Origin of the sequence: Natronospira sp. (assembly GCF_007134575.1) — a bacterium.
In the GTDB taxonomy this organism is placed as follows: domain Bacteria; phylum Pseudomonadota; class Gammaproteobacteria; order Natronospirales; family Natronospiraceae; genus Natronospira; species Natronospira elongata.
The window spans coordinates 1-16386 of sequence record NZ_SLKM01000055.1 but is presented as its reverse complement, the minus strand read 5'-3'; the positions used below and the strand labels follow the sequence as shown (position 1 = coordinate 16386).

The 16386-nt window shown below is 62.1% G+C and carries 14 protein-coding genes; 2 read left to right on the top strand and 12 right to left on the bottom strand.

The window, feature by feature from the left end; translation table 11 throughout:
• Nucleotides 1-118 precede the first annotated feature (118 nt).
• The 11 genes from hemE to ACJWXQ_RS02225 all read right to left on the bottom strand — a co-directional run bounded on the left by hemE (nt 119) and on the right by ACJWXQ_RS02225 (nt 11803).
• Complete coding sequence (gene hemE / locus ACJWXQ_RS02275) at nt 119-1192, bottom strand: uroporphyrinogen decarboxylase (RefSeq protein WP_346051512.1); 1074 nt, start codon at nt 1190-1192, stop codon at nt 119-121.
• Nucleotides 1189-1908: an orotidine-5'-phosphate decarboxylase gene (pyrF, locus tag ACJWXQ_RS02270; RefSeq protein WP_346051510.1), complete on the bottom strand. Its 720-nt coding sequence runs from the start codon at nt 1906-1908 to the stop codon at nt 1189-1191. Before pyrF ends, hemE begins: the two co-directional genes overlap by 4 nt.
• A gap of 59 nt (nt 1909-1967) precedes the next feature.
• Nucleotides 1968-3146 (bottom strand): deoxyguanosinetriphosphate triphosphohydrolase, encoded by a 1179-nt coding sequence (locus ACJWXQ_RS02265; RefSeq protein ID WP_346051508.1) that lies wholly within the window; start codon nt 3144-3146, stop codon nt 1968-1970.
• The gene (gene aroB / locus ACJWXQ_RS02260; RefSeq protein WP_346051506.1) at nt 3125-4207 is read right to left on the bottom strand and encodes a 3-dehydroquinate synthase; all 1083 of its coding nucleotides are present in this window, start codon (nt 4205-4207) and stop codon (nt 3125-3127) included. The genes ACJWXQ_RS02265 and aroB overlap by 22 nt, the downstream gene beginning before the upstream one ends.
• A 1-nt stretch (nt 4208) precedes the next feature.
• Complete coding sequence (gene aroK, locus ACJWXQ_RS02255; RefSeq protein ID WP_346051504.1) at nt 4209-4727, bottom strand: shikimate kinase AroK; 519 nt, start codon at nt 4725-4727, stop codon at nt 4209-4211.
• Nucleotides 4728-4882: 155 nt separating this feature from the next.
• Entirely contained in the window at nt 4883-6670 is a 1788-nt protein-coding gene (locus tag ACJWXQ_RS02250) for a hypothetical protein (RefSeq protein ID WP_346051502.1), read from the bottom strand.
• 157 nt (nt 6671-6827) lie between these two features.
• Nucleotides 6828-9002 carry a type IV pilus secretin PilQ gene (gene pilQ, locus ACJWXQ_RS02245; protein ID WP_346051501.1) on the bottom strand — a complete coding sequence of 725 codons (2175 nt, stop codon included), beginning with the start codon at nt 9000-9002 and terminating at the stop codon, nt 6828-6830.
• A gap of 20 nt (nt 9003-9022) precedes the next feature.
• Nucleotides 9023-9562: a pilus assembly protein PilP gene (locus ACJWXQ_RS02240; RefSeq protein ID WP_346051499.1), complete on the bottom strand. Its 540-nt coding sequence runs from the start codon at nt 9560-9562 to the stop codon at nt 9023-9025.
• The gene (locus ACJWXQ_RS02235) at nt 9559-10176 is read right to left on the bottom strand and encodes a type 4a pilus biogenesis protein PilO (RefSeq protein WP_346051497.1); all 618 of its coding nucleotides are present in this window, start codon (nt 10174-10176) and stop codon (nt 9559-9561) included. The genes ACJWXQ_RS02240 and ACJWXQ_RS02235 overlap by 4 nt, the downstream gene beginning before the upstream one ends.
• A gap of 2 nt (nt 10177-10178) precedes the next feature.
• Nucleotides 10179-10745, bottom strand: a complete 567-nt coding sequence (locus ACJWXQ_RS02230; protein WP_346051496.1) for a PilN domain-containing protein — start codon at nt 10743-10745, stop codon at nt 10179-10181.
• Nucleotides 10745-11803, bottom strand: coding sequence for a pilus assembly protein PilM (locus ACJWXQ_RS02225; protein WP_346051495.1), 1059 nt, complete (start codon nt 11801-11803; stop codon nt 10745-10747). Before ACJWXQ_RS02225 ends, ACJWXQ_RS02230 begins: the two co-directional genes overlap by 1 nt.
• A gap of 335 nt (nt 11804-12138) precedes the next feature.
• Between ACJWXQ_RS02225 and ACJWXQ_RS02220 the strand changes: the two genes are divergently transcribed.
• A complete protein-coding gene (locus tag ACJWXQ_RS02220) occupies nt 12139-14589 on the top strand; it encodes a penicillin-binding protein 1A (protein ID WP_406672052.1) in 2451 nt (816 codons plus the stop codon).
• A 221-nt stretch (nt 14590-14810) separates the two neighbouring features.
• Nucleotides 14811-15431, top strand: a complete 621-nt coding sequence (locus ACJWXQ_RS02215; RefSeq protein ID WP_346051492.1) for a hypothetical protein — start codon at nt 14811-14813, stop codon at nt 15429-15431.
• A 535-nt stretch (nt 15432-15966) separates the two neighbouring features.
• Here the strand turns inward: ACJWXQ_RS02215 and ACJWXQ_RS02210 are convergent.
• Nucleotides 15967-16386, bottom strand: a 420-nt coding sequence (locus tag ACJWXQ_RS02210) for a citrate/2-methylcitrate synthase (RefSeq protein WP_406672051.1), incomplete at its 5' end; no start/stop codon positions are given.

Sequence of the window (16386 nt, the reverse complement as noted above, 5' to 3'; positions counted from 1 at the left end):
CTCTTGGTGCTCTGCGCCTCAGCGCGAAATCCCTTTTTTATTTTTGGTTTTTCTTCGCGTCTTTGCGCCTTGGCGCGAGGCCGCCTTTGAATTTGCCCTTCCAGCCCCAGCCGGTGACCTAGCCACCATGATGATACTGCGGACTCAGCCGAACCACGGCGTCGATCATCGCTCCGGCGTGCTCCGGCGGGATCTTGGGGGTGATGCCGTGGCCCAGATTGAAGACATGGCCTTCCCCATGTCCAAAATCCGCAAGGATCTCGGCGACTGCTTCCCGAATGCGGGCTGGCGAGGCATTCAGGGCCGACGGGTCCAGATTGCCCTGCAAGGCCACCTTGTCGCCCACACGCTTGCGCGCTTCGCCGATGTTCACCGTCCAGTCCAGGCCCAGGGCATCGCAGCCTGTCTCGGCCATGGCTTCCAGCCATTGGCCACCGCCCTTGGTAAACAGAATCACCGGCACCCGCCGTCCTTCATGTTCGCGGATCAGCCCTTCCACGATGCGGGCCATCGGCCCCAGTGAAAAGCGCCGATAATGCGCGGGGCTGAGCACGCCGCCCCAGGTGTCGAAGATCTGTACCGCCTGAGCACCGGCGCGGATCTGGGCATTGAGGTAATCGGTGATGCAGACAGCCAGCTTGTCCAATAGCCGGTCCAGGACCTCCGGGGCATCCCAGGCCATGCCTTTGATGGTGCCAAAGTCCTTGCTGGAGCTCCCTTCGACCATGTAGGTGGCCAGCGTCCAGGGGCTGCCGCTGAAGCCGATCAGGGGCACGCGGCCATCCAGGGCCTTGCGAATGGTGCTGACCGCATCGGTGACATAGCTGAGCTCCGTGCCCACATCCGGTTGGGGCAGGGCGTCCACCTCCGCTGCCGAGCGCACCGTGCGTTCAAATTTCGGCCCTTCGCCCTGAACGAAGTACAGTCCCAGGCCCATGGCATCGGGGATGGTGAGGATGTCCGAGAAGAGAATGGCTGCGTCCAGGGGGAAGCGCTCCAGGGGTTGCAGGGTTACTTCGCAGGCCATCTCCGGGTTGCGCATCAGTTTGACGAAGCTGCCGGCCCGTTCCCGGGTGGCCCGGTATTCGGGCAGGTAGCGACCGGCCTGGCGCATCATCCATACCGGCGTGCGGTCCACCGGTTCCCGCAACAGGGCCTTGAGCAAGCGGTCGTTCTGCAATTCGGTACTCATGCCTGAAACACCTCTCGAATGGTCGCCTGAATGGCCTCGGCCGCCGCCTTGGGATCGTCCGCCCTGCGAATGGGGCGGCCCACGACGATGTAATCCGCGCCGTTCTCGAATGCCTGCTCCACCGTGACCACCCGCTTCTGGTCATCGCCACCCCGATTCTCCACCGGACGAATCCCGGGGGTGATCACCAGCAGGCGATCGTCCACCGCCTCTCGCATCTGGGCGACTTCCATGCCGGAGGCCACCACACCGTCACAGCCGGCTTCCAGGGCGCGTCGGGCCCGGGACAGGACCAGCGCATCCACATCGCAATCAAAGCCCAGATCATCCAGGTCGCCCCGATCGAGGCTGGTCAGGGCGGTCACCGCCAGCACCTTGAGATGGCCGGAGCGGGCCTCGCCGGCCGCTTCCATGATGCTCTGGTTGCCGTGGATGGTGCAGAAATGGGCGCCCCGCCTGGACAGCTGACGCACCGCGGCGGCCACCGTGGCGGGGACGTCGAAAAACTTGAGATCCACGAAAACCTTGCGCTCACGGCCCAGCAACCAGTCCAGGAAATCGAAAAAGCCATCGGCCATGAACAGTTCCAGGCCGATCTTGTAGAAGCGCACACTGTCACCGAGCTGCTCAACCAGCGCCTTGGCCTCTTCCACGTTGGGTACATCGAGGGCGAAAATCAGGCGCTCTTCCGGGGGGATGGACTTGTGCTGGTACACGTTGGACTCCTGGTGGTTGGCTGGCGCAATTGTACCGGAAATACCGTTGCCGGCCGCAGTCAGTTCATCGTCGCCGGATCGGTCAGGCGAGCGTGCTCGGCAATGGCAAAGCGATCGGTCATGCCGGCGATGTAATCGGCAACCACCCGAGCCTGGTGATCCTGTCCCTGACTGGCCTGAAAGCGCTGCCAGGGGTCTGGCGGCAGCAGCCGGGGATCGTCAATGAAAAGTTCGAACAGGCGGCTCACCGTCGCCCTGGCCTTGGTTGCCATGCGATGGACCCGGTGATGGCGATAAAGATGGCGGCGCAGATAGCGTTTCAGTGCCATATGCCGCCGGGCCACCGGCGGGCTGAAGCCAATCAGGGCCTTTTCCATTTGGCGCACGGCCTCAACGGAGGCTGGTGCCGTCTCAAGAATCCTTCGGGCGCTGGCCTCGATCAGGTCATTGACCAGCTCGCCGATCATCCGTCGAACGGTCTCGTGGATCACGCGGCGGCCGGACAGTGACTGCCATTGTTGGCGCACCCCATCATAATGGTCACGGAAAAGCGCCACTTCCCGTAGCGCTTCGACGTCCAACAGTCCGGCTCTCAGGCCATCATCCACATCGTGATTGTTGTAGGCCAGTTCATCCGCCACATTGGCCAGCTGTGCCTCCAGACTGGGCTGCGTGCCGGCCAGAAAACGTTGTCCCAGCTCGCCCAGGTCCCGGGCCAGCCGCGGCGGACAGCGCTTCAATATTCCTTCCCGAGTGGCAAAAGCGAGGTTCAGGCCCGGAAAGTCGGCATACTTTTCCTCCAGCAGGTCCACCACCCGCAGCGACTGGACGTTGTGCTCGAAGCCACCGAAGGGCCGCATGCAGCGATTGAGCGCATGCTGACCGGCATGGCCGAAGGGGGTGTGGCCCAGGTCGTGGGCCAGCGAGATGGCTTCCACCAGGGAGACATTGAGCCCCAGGGCGGCGGCTACCGTGCGGGCTATCTGGGCCACTTCGAGGCTGTGGGTCAGGCGGGTTCGGTAAAGGTCCCCTTCGTGATTGACGAAGACCTGGGTCTTGTAGACCAGACGGCGGAAGGCGGTGGAGTGGACAATGCGGTCACGGTCCCTTTGAAATTCGGTTCGAAAGGCGGGTGGGGGTTCAGGATGCCGCCGTCCGGCATCACCGGCCCTGTCGGGTACTGCCCAGGATGCCAAGCGACCCTGTTCCGCCGCTTTCAGGGGGATTGCATCTCGCACGCCAACACCTCCCGCAGGCGCGACTCGGGGACATCGTCGCGGATGATCGCCCGGCCCAGCCCATCCAGTAACACGAAGCGCAGCCCCGCGCTGGTCGCCTTCTTGTCGCGGCTCATCCATTCCAGCCAGGTATCGACGGACAGGGCCGGCGGTTCACACGGCAGCTTCAGCCTTTCCATCAAGGCAACGGCACGGCGCTGCTCTTCCTCGTTCAGAAGGCCCAGCGTTCGCGACAGGACCATGGCCTGAACCATGCCGGCAGCCACCGCCTCACCGTGCAGCCATTGGCCGTAGCCCAGCGCTCCTTCAATGACATGGCCGAAGGTATGACCAAAATTGAGGATGGCCCGTCGCCCCCTTTCCCTCTCGTCCTCGCTGACCACGGCCGCCTTGATGCGACAGCAGTGAAGTACCGTCTCACCAACCGTTTCCGGCTCGCGGGCATTGAGGGCCTCCACCCGCGCTTCCAGCCAGGCCAGGAAATCCGGATCGGCGATCAGGGCGTGCTTGACCACCTCCGCCAGCCCGGCACGGAACTCCCGCTCCGGCAGGGTAGCCAGGGTGTCGGTGTCGGCAATGACCGCTCGCGGCTGGTGGAAGGCGCCGATGAGATTCTTTCCGGCCGGGTGATTGACCGCGGTCTTGCCTCCGACCGAGGCATCCACCTGGGCCAGCAGAGTGGTGGGGACCTGGTAGAAATCAATGCCCCGCTGCCAGCAGGCGGCCGCGAAGCCAGTCAGGTCGCCCACCACGCCGCCGCCCAGCGCCACCAGGGCGGCGTCCCGGCCGATGCGGCATTCGGCCAGGTGGTCGAAGACCCGCGAGAGGGTGTCCAGTTGCTTCTGCGCTTCCCCGGCAGGTAACACCAGTTCGCCACGCAGGCGCTGGCCCAGGGCCGCCCGCAGGGAAGGGAGGTAATGGGGAGCAACGTTGTCGTCGCTGATGATGAACAGAGCGGGGGCTGTCAGAACCCGGGCCAGCCACTCCGGGTCGGCGAGCAGGTCCCCACCGGCGTGGATGGCATAGCTGCGATCCCCCAGTTCAACGTCGAGGCGGTGCATTTCAGATCTCGAATTCGGTGGCCAGACGGCGCATGACCTGTTTCACCGACTGATCATCCGTGTCCACCACGAAGTCGGCCAACTCCCGATACAGGGGTTCGCGCTCCTCGGCCAATTCCCGCAATTTGGCTTCCGGATCTTCGGTTTGCAGCAGGGGACGGTCATGGCGGGACTGCCGGGTACGTCTGAGCTGGAAGTCCAGGCTGGTTCGCAGGTAGATGACATAGCCACGCTCGGCCAGCAGGCGGCGGTTCTCCGCGGTCACCACGGTGCCACCGCCGGTCGCCAGGACCAGCGGCTCCAGCTGGGTCAGCTCGGCCACGGCCTTGCGCTCCCGTTCCCGAAAACCTTCCTCGCCCTCAAAATCGAAAATGGTGGCGATATCCACCCCGGTGCGTTCCCGCAGATAATCGTCGGTGTCCTGGAATGGATAGCCCAGCCGTCTGGCCAGCTCCCGCCCGATGGATGATTTTCCCGCTCCCATGGGACCAATCAGGAATATCCGCCTCGGTGTTTCCATGCCAAACCTCGAAAGCCTAGGGAAAAGCCGCCCGGGGGCCCTTTCTGTTCATGGGGCTGTGACCAGGCGGGCAATGGCAGCACGGTGCCAAGCGATGATAATGCCGAAAAAAAAACGGCCTGCCCAGTGGGCAGGCCGTTGTCATGGTGACGCGCTTAGCTGTCACTGCCGCAGATGGTCAATTCCTGTTCGAATATGAAGCCTTCGCCACAGCTATTGCCGGGTGTGGTAACGGTAATGGTCCCCACATCGCATTCGGTGGTGTCGTCCTCATTGGACTCCGAGAGAGTGAACTCGACAGCAATGGGACCATCCTGATTGGTATTCCCGATGGTTATCGTGTCCTGTCCCAGAACTCGGCCGTAACCGGTATCAAATGCAACGGTGCTGCCACTGGGCAGCGGCTGCATTTCCGGGCCCCAAAGCTCGATTTCCAGAGGACCACTGCCCACCACATAGGTGGTCGGGAAGGCCATGTTCACAACCCGGTTGTCGGCCAGGACCATGACGCCGGAGACGCCGATGGGCGCCTGCGGAGAACCACAATAGTCGTTCTGGAACGTCTCACGGTCACCATCGTCTTCAATGCCTGCACCGCAAAGGGCGCCATCGAACAGCTCATTGGCCTCGGTATAGCCGCCGCCGTAATAGTTCCAGTGAAAGCCATCCACACCCGGTTCGTACTCACCGCTTTCATTGTCGTCGCGGAAGGGTTCGCCCACATCGATCCAGCCAATATCCGCATTCCCCTCCGGATCATTGGGGTCGAAGTCCCCTTCATGAGGGCCCTCTGCGGCTTCCGCCGGACCAAACAGGCCGTCCCCGGTCCGGTCGATAAAGCTTTCCTCGCCCTCCAGATAGGCGAGTACGGTGGAACGGGCAGGCCAGCTTGCCTGACTGGTCCAGGTCACGACGCAGGTTCCGTCGACCGTCATGCAGTGGGGCTGGATGCGCCCGCCTTCGGTGGAGAAATTGATAACCGTGCCGTCAATCACCGGATTGGAGAAGCGGTCCCGGGCATGAACGGTGATTTCATATTCCTCGCCAACACAGCCCTGGACCGGGGGGTTCAGGCTTTCAAAGGCGATGGATACCCCCTGTTGTTCCGCAATCCCCGTACTGATGCTGAGCAGGGATGACTGGGAAGAAACCGTGGTATCCACCACCTGCGCATTGACCCGGACCGGCGTGGCCACCGTCCCCGAGATGACCTGGGTGCTCACTTCGCCCTGATCATTACTGACGGCAGAATCGTTGGAAAGCTCTATTCCGCCCACGCTGGTACTGAGGGTGAACTGGACTTCCCGCCCGGGCGTTGGGTTACCGTTGACATCCTCCACCCGGAAGCGAACCGTGGATGTTTCGCCGATCTCCGGGACACCCATTCCTCGCAAGCCGATCAGCTGAGGGTCGGCGCTCATGAACACCAATGAGCCCAGGTTGGCCGCTGCAACCTCAACGCTGGCGCTGGCGGACAGCGTGCCAACGCCATCGATGCTTGCCTGGGCGGTAATGGTGTCCTCGCCTTGACAGCCCTCGGCCGTGTAGGTGGAGGAGAACTCGCCGCCATTGGTGGCGACCGGGCTGGTCAGACTGGCCAGACCCTCATCGGCGCAGTTCGAGGTCAGCTCAACTTCAAACTCGTCGTCCGGGACATCACCGTCTTCGGTAAGGATTCGCCCGCTAATGCCGGTGGAGCCTCCGGCTGCGATCGAGCTCATGCCCAGTGTCAGTTGGCCGGCTTCGAAATCCTCACCGTCGCCACTGCCCATGACCAGGCCACCCGCGCTGGGATCGCCGTTATCATCGCCATTGTCATCGCCATTGCCGTTCTCTTCGCCATTGTCGCCACCGGCCTGGGAGATGCTTCCCTCGTCATTGTCACAGGCAACCATGGCCAACGCCCCCGCAAGCAACAGGGCCAACAGAATTCGCTTGATCATCTTCCCTACTCCCCATTCGGATTGCGCTGGCGGTGCATCCGCCAGAAAAAAGGGCGCCACGCGGTTCATATCCCGTTGGCGCCCCTGTCTCTTCGTCTTTCCTCCCACCCACACCGCCCATGGGCGGGGCCGAAACAGGTTTTATCAGTCTAGCCGATTACTCCACCCGAGCGTCATCCTTGAGCAGCTTGGGCGTCACGAAGACCAAGAGCTCGGCCTTGCTGGCACTGCGGGTGGTGGAACGGAACAGCATGCCCAGGCCCGGGATGTCGCCCAGAATGGGCACCCGGGATTCACCTTCCTGGCGCTGGGTCTCGTAAATGCCCCCAAGCACCACGGTCTCGCCGTTGTTCACGGCAGCCTGGGTGCGCACCACCCGGGTATCGATGCTGGGCACGAAGCCACCGGTGGCACTGGGCACCTCTTCACCAATGGTGTCGTTGCTCACTTCCAGGTCCATGATGATGCGCTCATCCGGGGTGATTTGCGGGGTCACGGTCAGTGACAGCACCGCTTCCTTGAATTCCGTGGTGACCGCGCCGGCACCAGTGCCTGCCTGGGCGGACTGGAAGGGAATCTCCACGCCCTGCTGGATGGAGGCTTCCTTCTGGTCGGCGGTGATCACCCGCGGGCTGGAAATCACTTCACCGCGGCCCTGGGATTGCAGCGCGGACAGCTCCAGGTCCACCAGGTAGTCGGAATCCAGGATGGCCATGGAGAAGCGCCCGGCGGGGGATGCCACCGGCAGGTTCACGTTCAGGCGGTCCTGCAGGTTGGGCACGGTCACCGGGAAAGGCTGGCCGGTGTTCTGGATGTTGTCCAGCCCGGACCGCATCATGGTGTCTGCGCCGCTGAGGCCGCCCGAAATGGTGAGCAGGCCATCATCACCACGCTCCCGGGCATGAGTGACGCCAAAGCGCGAACCCAGTTCCCGGTTGAAGTCGCTGGTGGCGACCACGATGCGGGATTCGATCAGCACCTGGCGGACCGGGATGTCCAGGCGGTTGACCATGCGCCGGACGTCGGTCAGGCGGTCATCGGTATCCTGCAGCAGCAGGGTGTTGGTGCGGTCGTCCACGGCCACATTGCCGCGCTCGGACAGCATCTGTGAGCCTTCCGAGCGAATCAGCTGGGCCAGATCCGCGGCTCGGGCGTAGTTCACCTGAATGAACTCGGAGCGCAGCGGTACCAGTTCCTCGCGGGCCTGACGGGCCTGCAACTCCTGCTGCTCACGCTGGGCGATCTCCTGAGCCGGAGCCACCAGGATCACATTGCCGCTCTGGCGGGTATCCAGGCCCTGGGTCTGGAGAATGATGTCCAGAGCCTGGTCCCAGGGCACGTTCTGCAGGCGCAGCGTGACGTTGCCGGTGACCGAGTCGGCCACCACGATGTTGAGATCGGTGAAGTCGGCAATCAGCTGCAATACCGCACGCGTCTCGATGTCCTGGAAATTCAGGGTCAGGCGTTCGCCGGTGTACTCCCGCTCCTCGCGTTCTTCGATTTCCCGCTCGGTCAGTGGCCGGAATTCCAGGGCAAACTGTTTTTCCGACTGATAGGCCAGTTGCTCGTACTCACCGCTCAGGCGGATCTCCATCTCGACCCCATCCGGCCCATGGCGGGTGTCGATGGTCTGCACCGGGGTGGCAAAGTCCAGCACATCCAGTCGGCGCTCCAGTTCCCGCGCCACTTCCGCGCTCTGGAAGGTCACCCGGACCCTGTCGGCGGACTCGTCGATATCAATGGGGATGCGTTCATCGCTGAGCTCGACGAGGATTCGACCTTCGCCCTGTTCACCACGGCGGAAGTCCACATTGCGGACCCGCAGATCCCGGGCTCGACGGTCGTCCAGGCGGGGCTCATCGGCATCATCCTGGACAAAGGGGCTGACATCCGGACCGTCCGGCGCCGCCAGTTGGTCCCGGCTGCGCCGGTCACCGACGGTAATGTGAATGTCATTGCCTTCGGTGGTGACGCTGTAGCCCTGCGGGGCGGAGAGGCCGATCACCACACGGGTCCGGTCCTGGGCCTCGGCAACCATGATATTGCGAGTGGCGCCCACGCCGATATCCTGGCGGCGTTCACGCACACCCACTCGGGTGTCGGCCAGGTCAAGAACGATGCGCGCCGGCTCATCAATGGTGAAGCTCTGCGGCTCGGGGGCCGGTTCGCTCAGCCTGAGGCGAATTTCAACGCGGTCGCCGGGCAGGGTGGAGACAGTGATGTCTTCCAGGCGATTCTGGCCCTGTGCCATCGCCTGGCCGACGAATGCCAGCAGCATCAGGCCAATCAGGCCGACGACGCTGAAGTGTGCAGTCTTGCGTTTGATCCCCATGGTCTTCCTCTCCTGTCCGGTCAATCGCTCAGGCTCAGGCGACGTTCACGTTCATTCCACCCGCCCGTGCCGTCCGGAACCAGTTCTCTCAATGTGACGTGGCTTTCGGTGATGGCGATGATCTCGCCAAAATTCTCGCCCATGTGATTGCCCATACTGACCCGATGCACCACGCCCTCGGGGTCGCGGACGAGTGCGTAAAGCTGTCCACCCATCTCCAGAATCCCCTGCATGCGCAGGCCATCAAGCGGATAGCGCTCGAGGTATTCGCGGCGTCGATCCAGGTCCGGTGTCGGTCCCTCGGCGGTTGCGGTGTCATCCGGGCGCAGGCGGTCATCGGGCTCGAAGGGCGAGCGCTCGCCCGCCACGCCATAGCTGAACCCCTCGTAGGGCTCGATTTGTGGAATCGGCTCGATTTCACCGCCCGGGCGCTGATTGATTTCGTTGATGTAGCGCTCCAGGTCGTCCATATCCCGTTCACAGGCACTCAGGGCGAGGCCGGTCACGGCCATGCCCATGGCCAGCAGGGCACGAGTCTTGGGTGTCCGTTTTTTGCTCACGAGCCACCTCCGTCATCGTCGCCCAGATAGCGATAGGTTCTGGCAATCATTTCCACTTCCAGCTCACCGTCATCCTGTGGCCGGATCTGAATGTTGTGCAGGGTCACGATTCGCGGCAGTTTGGCCACGTCATCGGCAAACTGGCCGAACTCGTGGTAGCTGCCGCGCATGCGCAGGCGATAGGGCAGTTCCGCGTAGAAATCGCGCTCCACCTCCGCCTGGGGCTCGAACAGCTCTGACTCCAGGCCACTGGCGGTCGCGGTCTCCGAGATATCCACCAACAGGCTTTCCACTTCGGCCTCGCTGGGCAGTTGCCGCAGCATGGTGCCGAAGGATTCGCGCATTTCCTCCAGCTGATCCCGGTAGTCGTCAAGATTGGCCGCTCGCTCCTGCCGCAGTTCAAAGCGGGAGCGCAGATCGGTCTCTTCCCGTTCCAGGCGTTCGAGGTTTTCCAGCTGATCCTGAACCAGGAAGAAATAACCACCAACCAGCACGGCGACAATGATGATCCCCACCAGGACCAATCGTCCGGCGACTGGCCATTCCGCCATATCGGCGAAGTCGATGTCCCGGAGGTCATTGATATCGATTTCGTTGAGCTTGCGGAGATCCATGATCAGTTGTCCTCCGTGCCCGGGGTGACCTGGACCGCGCGAATGGTGAAGGTGCGCAATCGTCCTTCACCGTCCCGGCGCGGACGATCCCGCTCGATCACCTGCAGGCGGGGCTGGGCCAGCCAATCGGCCTGGTCGATGTTGCGCATATAGGCCGATACGCGGGCCTGGGATTCTGCTACTCCGCGAATGGTCAGGTTGGCCCCGCTCTGGGTGACCTCGGTCAGGTAGACACCGGATGGCAAGGTCCGCACCAGGTCGTCAAAGAGGCGGACGCCATCGGGCCGGCTCTTCTGCAATTCCTCAATGATCTGCATGCGTGCCAGCAGTCGATCCTTGGTTTCCTGAAGGTCCTCGATCTCGGCAATCTTTTCTTCAAGCTGCCGGATCTCGCTTTGGATGCGGTCATTGCGAGACTGCTGGTGGTCTATCCAGCCACCCACCGTATGGTGGGCGTAGAACAACAGCAGGCCGCCGAGGATGGCGGCGCCCCCCAGTTGGGTTCCAAATTCTTTCTGCTTTTCCCGGCGGGCTTCCTCACGCCAGGGCAGAAGATTGATTCTCGGCATCAGTCAAAACTCCTGAGCGCGAGCCCGCAGGCGATCATGAGCGCCGGGGCGTCTTTCTCGACGTTCTGCGCCCGGGCCCGGGACGAAAGTTTCATCTCCCCAAAGGGGTTACCGATCACGGTCGGCACCTCCAGCCTTTCCTGGATCATCTGATCCACGCCCGGGATGGCGGCGCAACCACCGCAGACGATCACCTGGTCCAGTTGCCCGCCGCCGGCGTGGGAAGACAGATAAAACTGCATGGAGCGGTTGATCTGCTGCGCCATGTCGTCCACGAAGGGTTCGAGGATGTCGGTCTCATAGTTGCCGGGCAGCCCACCTTCCTTCTTGGCCTTGCCGGCCTCTTCAAAGGACAGGCCGTAGGCGCGCATGATTTCCTCGGTCAGCTGTCGGCCACCGAAGTTCTGGTCGCGGGTATAGGCCACCTTGCGGTCGTTGAGAATGCTGAAGGTGGTGGTGGTGGCGCCGAAGTCCACCACCGCAATGGTCTTGTCCAGACCGTTGTCGGGCATCTGGTGAGTCAGCAGGCTACAGGCGTTCTCCATGGCATCCGATTCGATCTCCACCACTTTGGCTTGCAGGCCGGCGGCCTCGAGTACCGCCTGACGGTGTTCAACGTTCTCGCTGCGGGTGGCGGCCAGGAACACGTCCACCATGTCCGGGTCCGCCTCGGAGGGGCCCTGAACCTCAAAATCGTAGGAGACTTCCTCCAGAGGGAAGGGAATGTACTGGTCGGCCTGCAGCTCCACCTGCTCTTCCATCTCCTTGCCGGAGAGATTGGCTGGTAGTGTGATCACCTTGCTGATCACCGAGGCACCGCCAATGGCAACGGCTGCCAGCTTGGTTCGGCTGCCCGAGCGTTTGACGGCTTTGCGCACGGCATCGCCGGTGGCATCCACATCGACAATGACCTTGTCGGTGATGGCATTCTGAGGCATGGGCTCCGCCGCGTAGTGATCCACACGGTAGCCGGCCTTGGTCTGACTCAGCTCAATCACCTTCACCGAGGAGGTGGAGATGTCGAGGCCGAGCATTGGCTTGGCGCGTTTTGAGAACACTGCTTTTTTCCTTTCTCAGACGGCAACTTGGCGGCAGAACATGGCCCAGAACATTAAGACCTGAATTGAACTATATATCAATGTGCCGTCAAATCAAATGCGGGTTTATGCGCTTCTATTCCGCACCCCCTGCTGCCGCAGGCTGCGAAGACCAGGCTTGGGGCTCTTTTAAGAAGCAAATAAGCCCTTGAAAATAAAGGGAAAGAATCCCATATATCGAGGGGGCTGGAAGTCCGCGCCGGGGGCCTATTCGCGCATCCGGGCGTCAGGACTTAAAATATGAATCTTGCGGCAAAATGCCGGATTTCTGGTGATTTTTTCCTTCGGGGACATAGATGCAGCGTTTTCTCAAGATCCTGGTTTTTCTGCTCGGTGCCGGTTTTACCCTGTTCGTGGTGGCCATCGGGGTGGTTGTCGGCACCTATCTCTATATTGCCCCCGATCAGCCTGATGTCGAAGTCCTGCGTGAGGTGGACTTCAAGGAGCCCATGCGGGTCTTTAGCCGTGATGGCCGTCTGATCGCCGAGTTTGGCGAGGAACGGCGCCGTCCGCTTCGCTATGAGGAATTCCCGGAACGCCTCAAGCAGGCGGTGATTGCCGCCGAGGACGAGAATTTCTTCCGCCACCGGGGCGTGGACTTCCGGGCCATGCTGCGGGCCTCCTATTATCTTGTCACCACCCGCTCAATGGCCCATGGCGGTGGCTCCACCATCACCATGCAGGTCGCCCGCAACTTCTTCCTGACCCGAGACCAGACCTTTGGTCGCAAGATCCGGGAGCTCTTTCTCGCCTTTGAAATCGAGCGAGAGCTGAGCAAGGAAGAAATCATGAGTCTTTATCTCAACAAGATCTTTCTGGGGCACCGCGCCTTTGGCGCCGCCGCCGCCGCCGAGGTCTACTACGGCAAGGACGTTTCCGAGCTGACCCTGGCGGAGAAGGCCATGATTGCCGGCCTGCCCCAGGCCCCATCGCGGGCCAACCCGGTCAGCAACCCGGAGCGGGCCGTGGATCGGCGGGCTTATGTGCTGGGTCGGATGCTGACCCTGGACCTCATCAGCCAGGAGGAGTACGCCGAGGCCGTGACGGCGCCGGTTACCGCCGGCCTTCACCGCGCCCAGGTGGAAGTGGATGCACCCTTCGTGGCCGAGATGGTCCGTCAGGAAATGGTCCGTCGCTATGGCGACGCGGCTTACGAAGACGGTTTTCAGGTTGTGACCACCGTGGATGGTCGCAAGCAGTCGGCGGCCGTCCGCGCGCTGCGCAACGGCCTGCTCGCCTATGACCAGCGTCATGGCTGGAGAGGCCCCGTCGGCCAGGTCCAGGTCCCCGACGATCCCTCCGACCAGCAGGCCTGGGCCTCGACCCTGGCTTCCTACTACCGTATCGGTGGTCTCGAGCCGGTGGTGGTTGCGGCCGCCGGGGAGACAGGTTTCGAAGCCGTCCGGCGCAATGCCGACCGGGTCACGGTGGACTTTTCCACCATGGAGTGGGCCCGCCCCTTCATCAATCGTAATCGCCAGGGCTCGGCACCAGAGCGGGCCGATGAAGTGGTCATGCCCGGTGATGTCGTGTTCCTGAGTCAGGATGAGGATGGCTGGGCTCTGTCACAGGTGCCGGAGGCCCAGGGCGCGGTGGTCGCGATCAATCCGGAAGACGGCGCCATCGAGGCGCTGGCCGGCGGTTTCGACTTCCGTCACAGCCAATACAACCGGGCGGTACAGGCCCTGCGTCAGCCGGGTTCTGCCTTCAAGCCCTTTATCTACTCCGCCGCCCTGGACAACGGCTTTACGCCGGCGACCCTTGTTAATGATGCCCCCGTGGTCGTGGAAGAGGCCGACATTGATCATACCTGGCGGCCCACCAATTACACCGGTCGTTTCTTTGGTCCCACGAGACTTAGAGAGGCACTGGTTCATTCACGCAATCTGGTGTCCGTTCGGGTCCTGCGGGATGTGGGTATTGGCCGGACAGCCGGGCACCTGCGGTCTTTCGGTTTTGATGACCGCGCCCTTCCCCGCGACCTGACTCTGGCACTGGGCACGGGTGAGTTGACCCCCTTGGATCTCACCCGTGGTTATGCGGTTTTTGCCAACGGTGGTCATCGGGTGGAGCCCTGGTTCATTGAGCGCATCATGGATCGCCGGGGCGAGCCCCTGTATCAGGCCCAGCCGGCCGTGGTCTGTCCCGAGTGCAGTGTCCCGGGCCTCGAAAACGGGCTGCCGGAAGAACTGCAAGCCGAGGATGCCAGCGATGCCTGGCAGCCATCCCTGCATGAAGATGAGCTCAACCCGGAATCACCCATCAACCTGGCTGAACGTGTGATCAGCCCGCAGAACGCCTATCTCATTGATAGCATGCTGCAGGATGTGGTCCGCCACGGCACGGGCCGCTTCGCCCGCCAGCAGTTGGGCCGCAATGACCTGGCGGGTAAAACCGGTACCGCCAACGAGTATCGCGATGCCTGGTTCAGCGGTTACACACCGGATCTGGTGGCCACCGCCTGGATCGGTTTCGACCGTTCTCAGCCCCTGGGTAATCGGGAGGGTGGCGCCCGTGCGGCGCTGCCCATCTGGACGGAATTCATGGGCGCGGCCCTGATTGGTGCCCCCGAGCGGACTCTGGATGAGCCGCCGGGTCTGGTGAGAGTCCGCATCTCCCGGGATACCGGTCTGATGGTGGGGGCTGATCATCCCAACGGCATGTTCGAGATTTTCCGCGAGGGGCAACTGCCCGAACGGGAAGATAGCAGTGATGAGGACAGTCCGGGGGCGGATGATCTCTTCTAGGCGCCAGCGCCCGACTGGCCAGGCTTTTTCATGAGTAGACGGCGGCCGCCCGCGCCGCCGTCTCTACCGTTCTTCTGGATTTCTTGCACTCCCGCTTGCTTTTCGGGTGCCGAAACCGGTATTTCTGTAAGCAGTTTCCATCCAGGGAGGTCGTCTCTTCATCCCATCCAGTCGCGTCACCAATCCCGCCCTATTTTTTCGGCCCGATCGAGGGGGTAACGATGACCAGACTCAGCACTGACAAGCGAAGCGAGGAAATCCGTCAGCGCATGGCCCAGGAGGCCGCCCGCATCCTCGCCGAGGAAGGGGTGCGTGATTATCTTCTGGCCAAGCGCAAGGCATCCGAACGTCTTGGTCTGGAGCGCAGCCAGCTTCGACGCATCATGCCCACCAATGTGGAAATCGAATCAGCCCTGAACGAACATCTGCGCCTGTTTCATGGCGAGACCCAGCCGGATCGTCTGCGGGAGCTACGCGAGACAGCGATTGAGGCGATGAAACTGCTGCAGGATTTTTCGCCTCGTCTGGTGGGGGGTGTACTTGATGGCAATGCCACCCTGCACGCCGACGTCAGCCTTCATGCCTTCGCCGACATGCCGGAGTCGGTCTATATGTTCCTGATGGACTCGGGTATCCCGGTGGAAACGGAGGAGCGTCGCCTTCGCCAGTCCAATGGCAAGCACGAAAATTACCCGGTCTACAGCTTCATGGCCGGGGATGTCAGCCTGGAAATCACTGTCTTCGGCCTCCACGAAAAAGGCCACGCCCCCCGCAGCCCCATAGACGGCCGGCCCATGAAGCGGGGCAATCTTGCCGCGGTGGAGGCCTTGCTGGAGGAGTGAGTCATCCTCAGGGCCTCGATTGTTGTATCGCCCTTCGTTAGCGGTGACGGGGTGTGCCGGCTTAGGTTTGGTGGTCGTCACCTGTGCCGTGCTCGGAGAGAGTTTGGTTAAGTCTTATGGCTTAGTCCCTTCCGGTGGCTTTTAGTCGCGAATGAATTCGCTCCCACGGTGCCAATAGCTTATGCCGAGGCCGCCGCGGGAGCGGATTTGTCCGCGAATAAACGGCCTGAATCGAAGGTAATCTGCTCGAATATCTGAATAAGCCTTCAGCAGGCACAGTCCAGGTGACCCCACCACAGGTAGGCCTTGGAGGTGACAGGGCTTTCCAGGACTGTGGGCGACAGGATGTCGCCCACAGAGTCCCCAGGGATGGGTTCACGACGTTCCTGGGAAGCCCTGTCGCCTCCAAGGCCGGGACGCAAACGTCACCGTCATCGAAAGGCACTGCAGCGGTCGAAGCCCTCAGCACAAAAACCTAAGCACAAAAAACGGGCGGCCAATGGCCGCCCGTTCCTGTTCTGCTGTCGGACCGCGATTACTTCCGGCGATCCAGGGGCACGTAATCCCGCTGGGTCTCGCCAACATAAAGCTGACGCGGACGACCAATGCGCATGGCCGGGTCACCGATCATCTCCAGCCAGTGGGCCGTCCAGCCCACCGTGCGGGCAATGGCGAACATCACCGTGAACATGCTGACCGGAATACCCAGGGCCTTGTAGATGATGCCGGAGTAGAAATCCACATTCGGGTACAGCTTCTTCTCGACAAAGTAATCATCGTTGAGCGCGATGTGCTCAAGCTCCATCGCCAGCTCCAGCAGCGGATCATTCTCCTTGCCCAGGCGCTTGAGCACCTTGTGGCACATCTCGCGAATGATCTTGGCGCGGGGGTCATAGTTCTTGTAGACCCGGTGACCGAAGCCCATCAGGCGGAACGGGTCGTCCTTGTCCTTGGC

Coding starts and splice junctions, on each gene's coding strand:
- ACJWXQ_RS02220 (WP_406672052.1), top strand. CDS start 12,139: ATGCAGCGTTTTCTCAAGATCCTGGTTTTTCTGCTCGGTGCCGGTTTT.
- aroK (WP_346051504.1), bottom strand. CDS start 4,727: ATGGAAACACCGAGGCGGATATTCCTGATTGGTCCCATGGGAGCGGGA.
- pilQ (WP_346051501.1), bottom strand. CDS start 9,002: ATGGGGATCAAACGCAAGACTGCACACTTCAGCGTCGTCGGCCTGATT.
- ACJWXQ_RS02215 (WP_346051492.1), top strand. CDS start 14,811: ATGACCAGACTCAGCACTGACAAGCGAAGCGAGGAAATCCGTCAGCGC.
- ACJWXQ_RS02230 (WP_346051496.1), bottom strand. CDS start 10,745: ATGCCGAGAATCAATCTTCTGCCCTGGCGTGAGGAAGCCCGCCGGGAA.
- hemE (WP_346051512.1), bottom strand. CDS start 1,192: ATGAGTACCGAATTGCAGAACGACCGCTTGCTCAAGGCCCTGTTGCGG.
- ACJWXQ_RS02235 (WP_346051497.1), bottom strand. CDS start 10,176: ATGGATCTCCGCAAGCTCAACGAAATCGATATCAATGACCTCCGGGAC.
- ACJWXQ_RS02250 (WP_346051502.1), bottom strand. CDS start 6,670: ATGATCAAGCGAATTCTGTTGGCCCTGTTGCTTGCGGGGGCGTTGGCC.
- aroB (WP_346051506.1), bottom strand. CDS start 4,207: ATGCACCGCCTCGACGTTGAACTGGGGGATCGCAGCTATGCCATCCAC.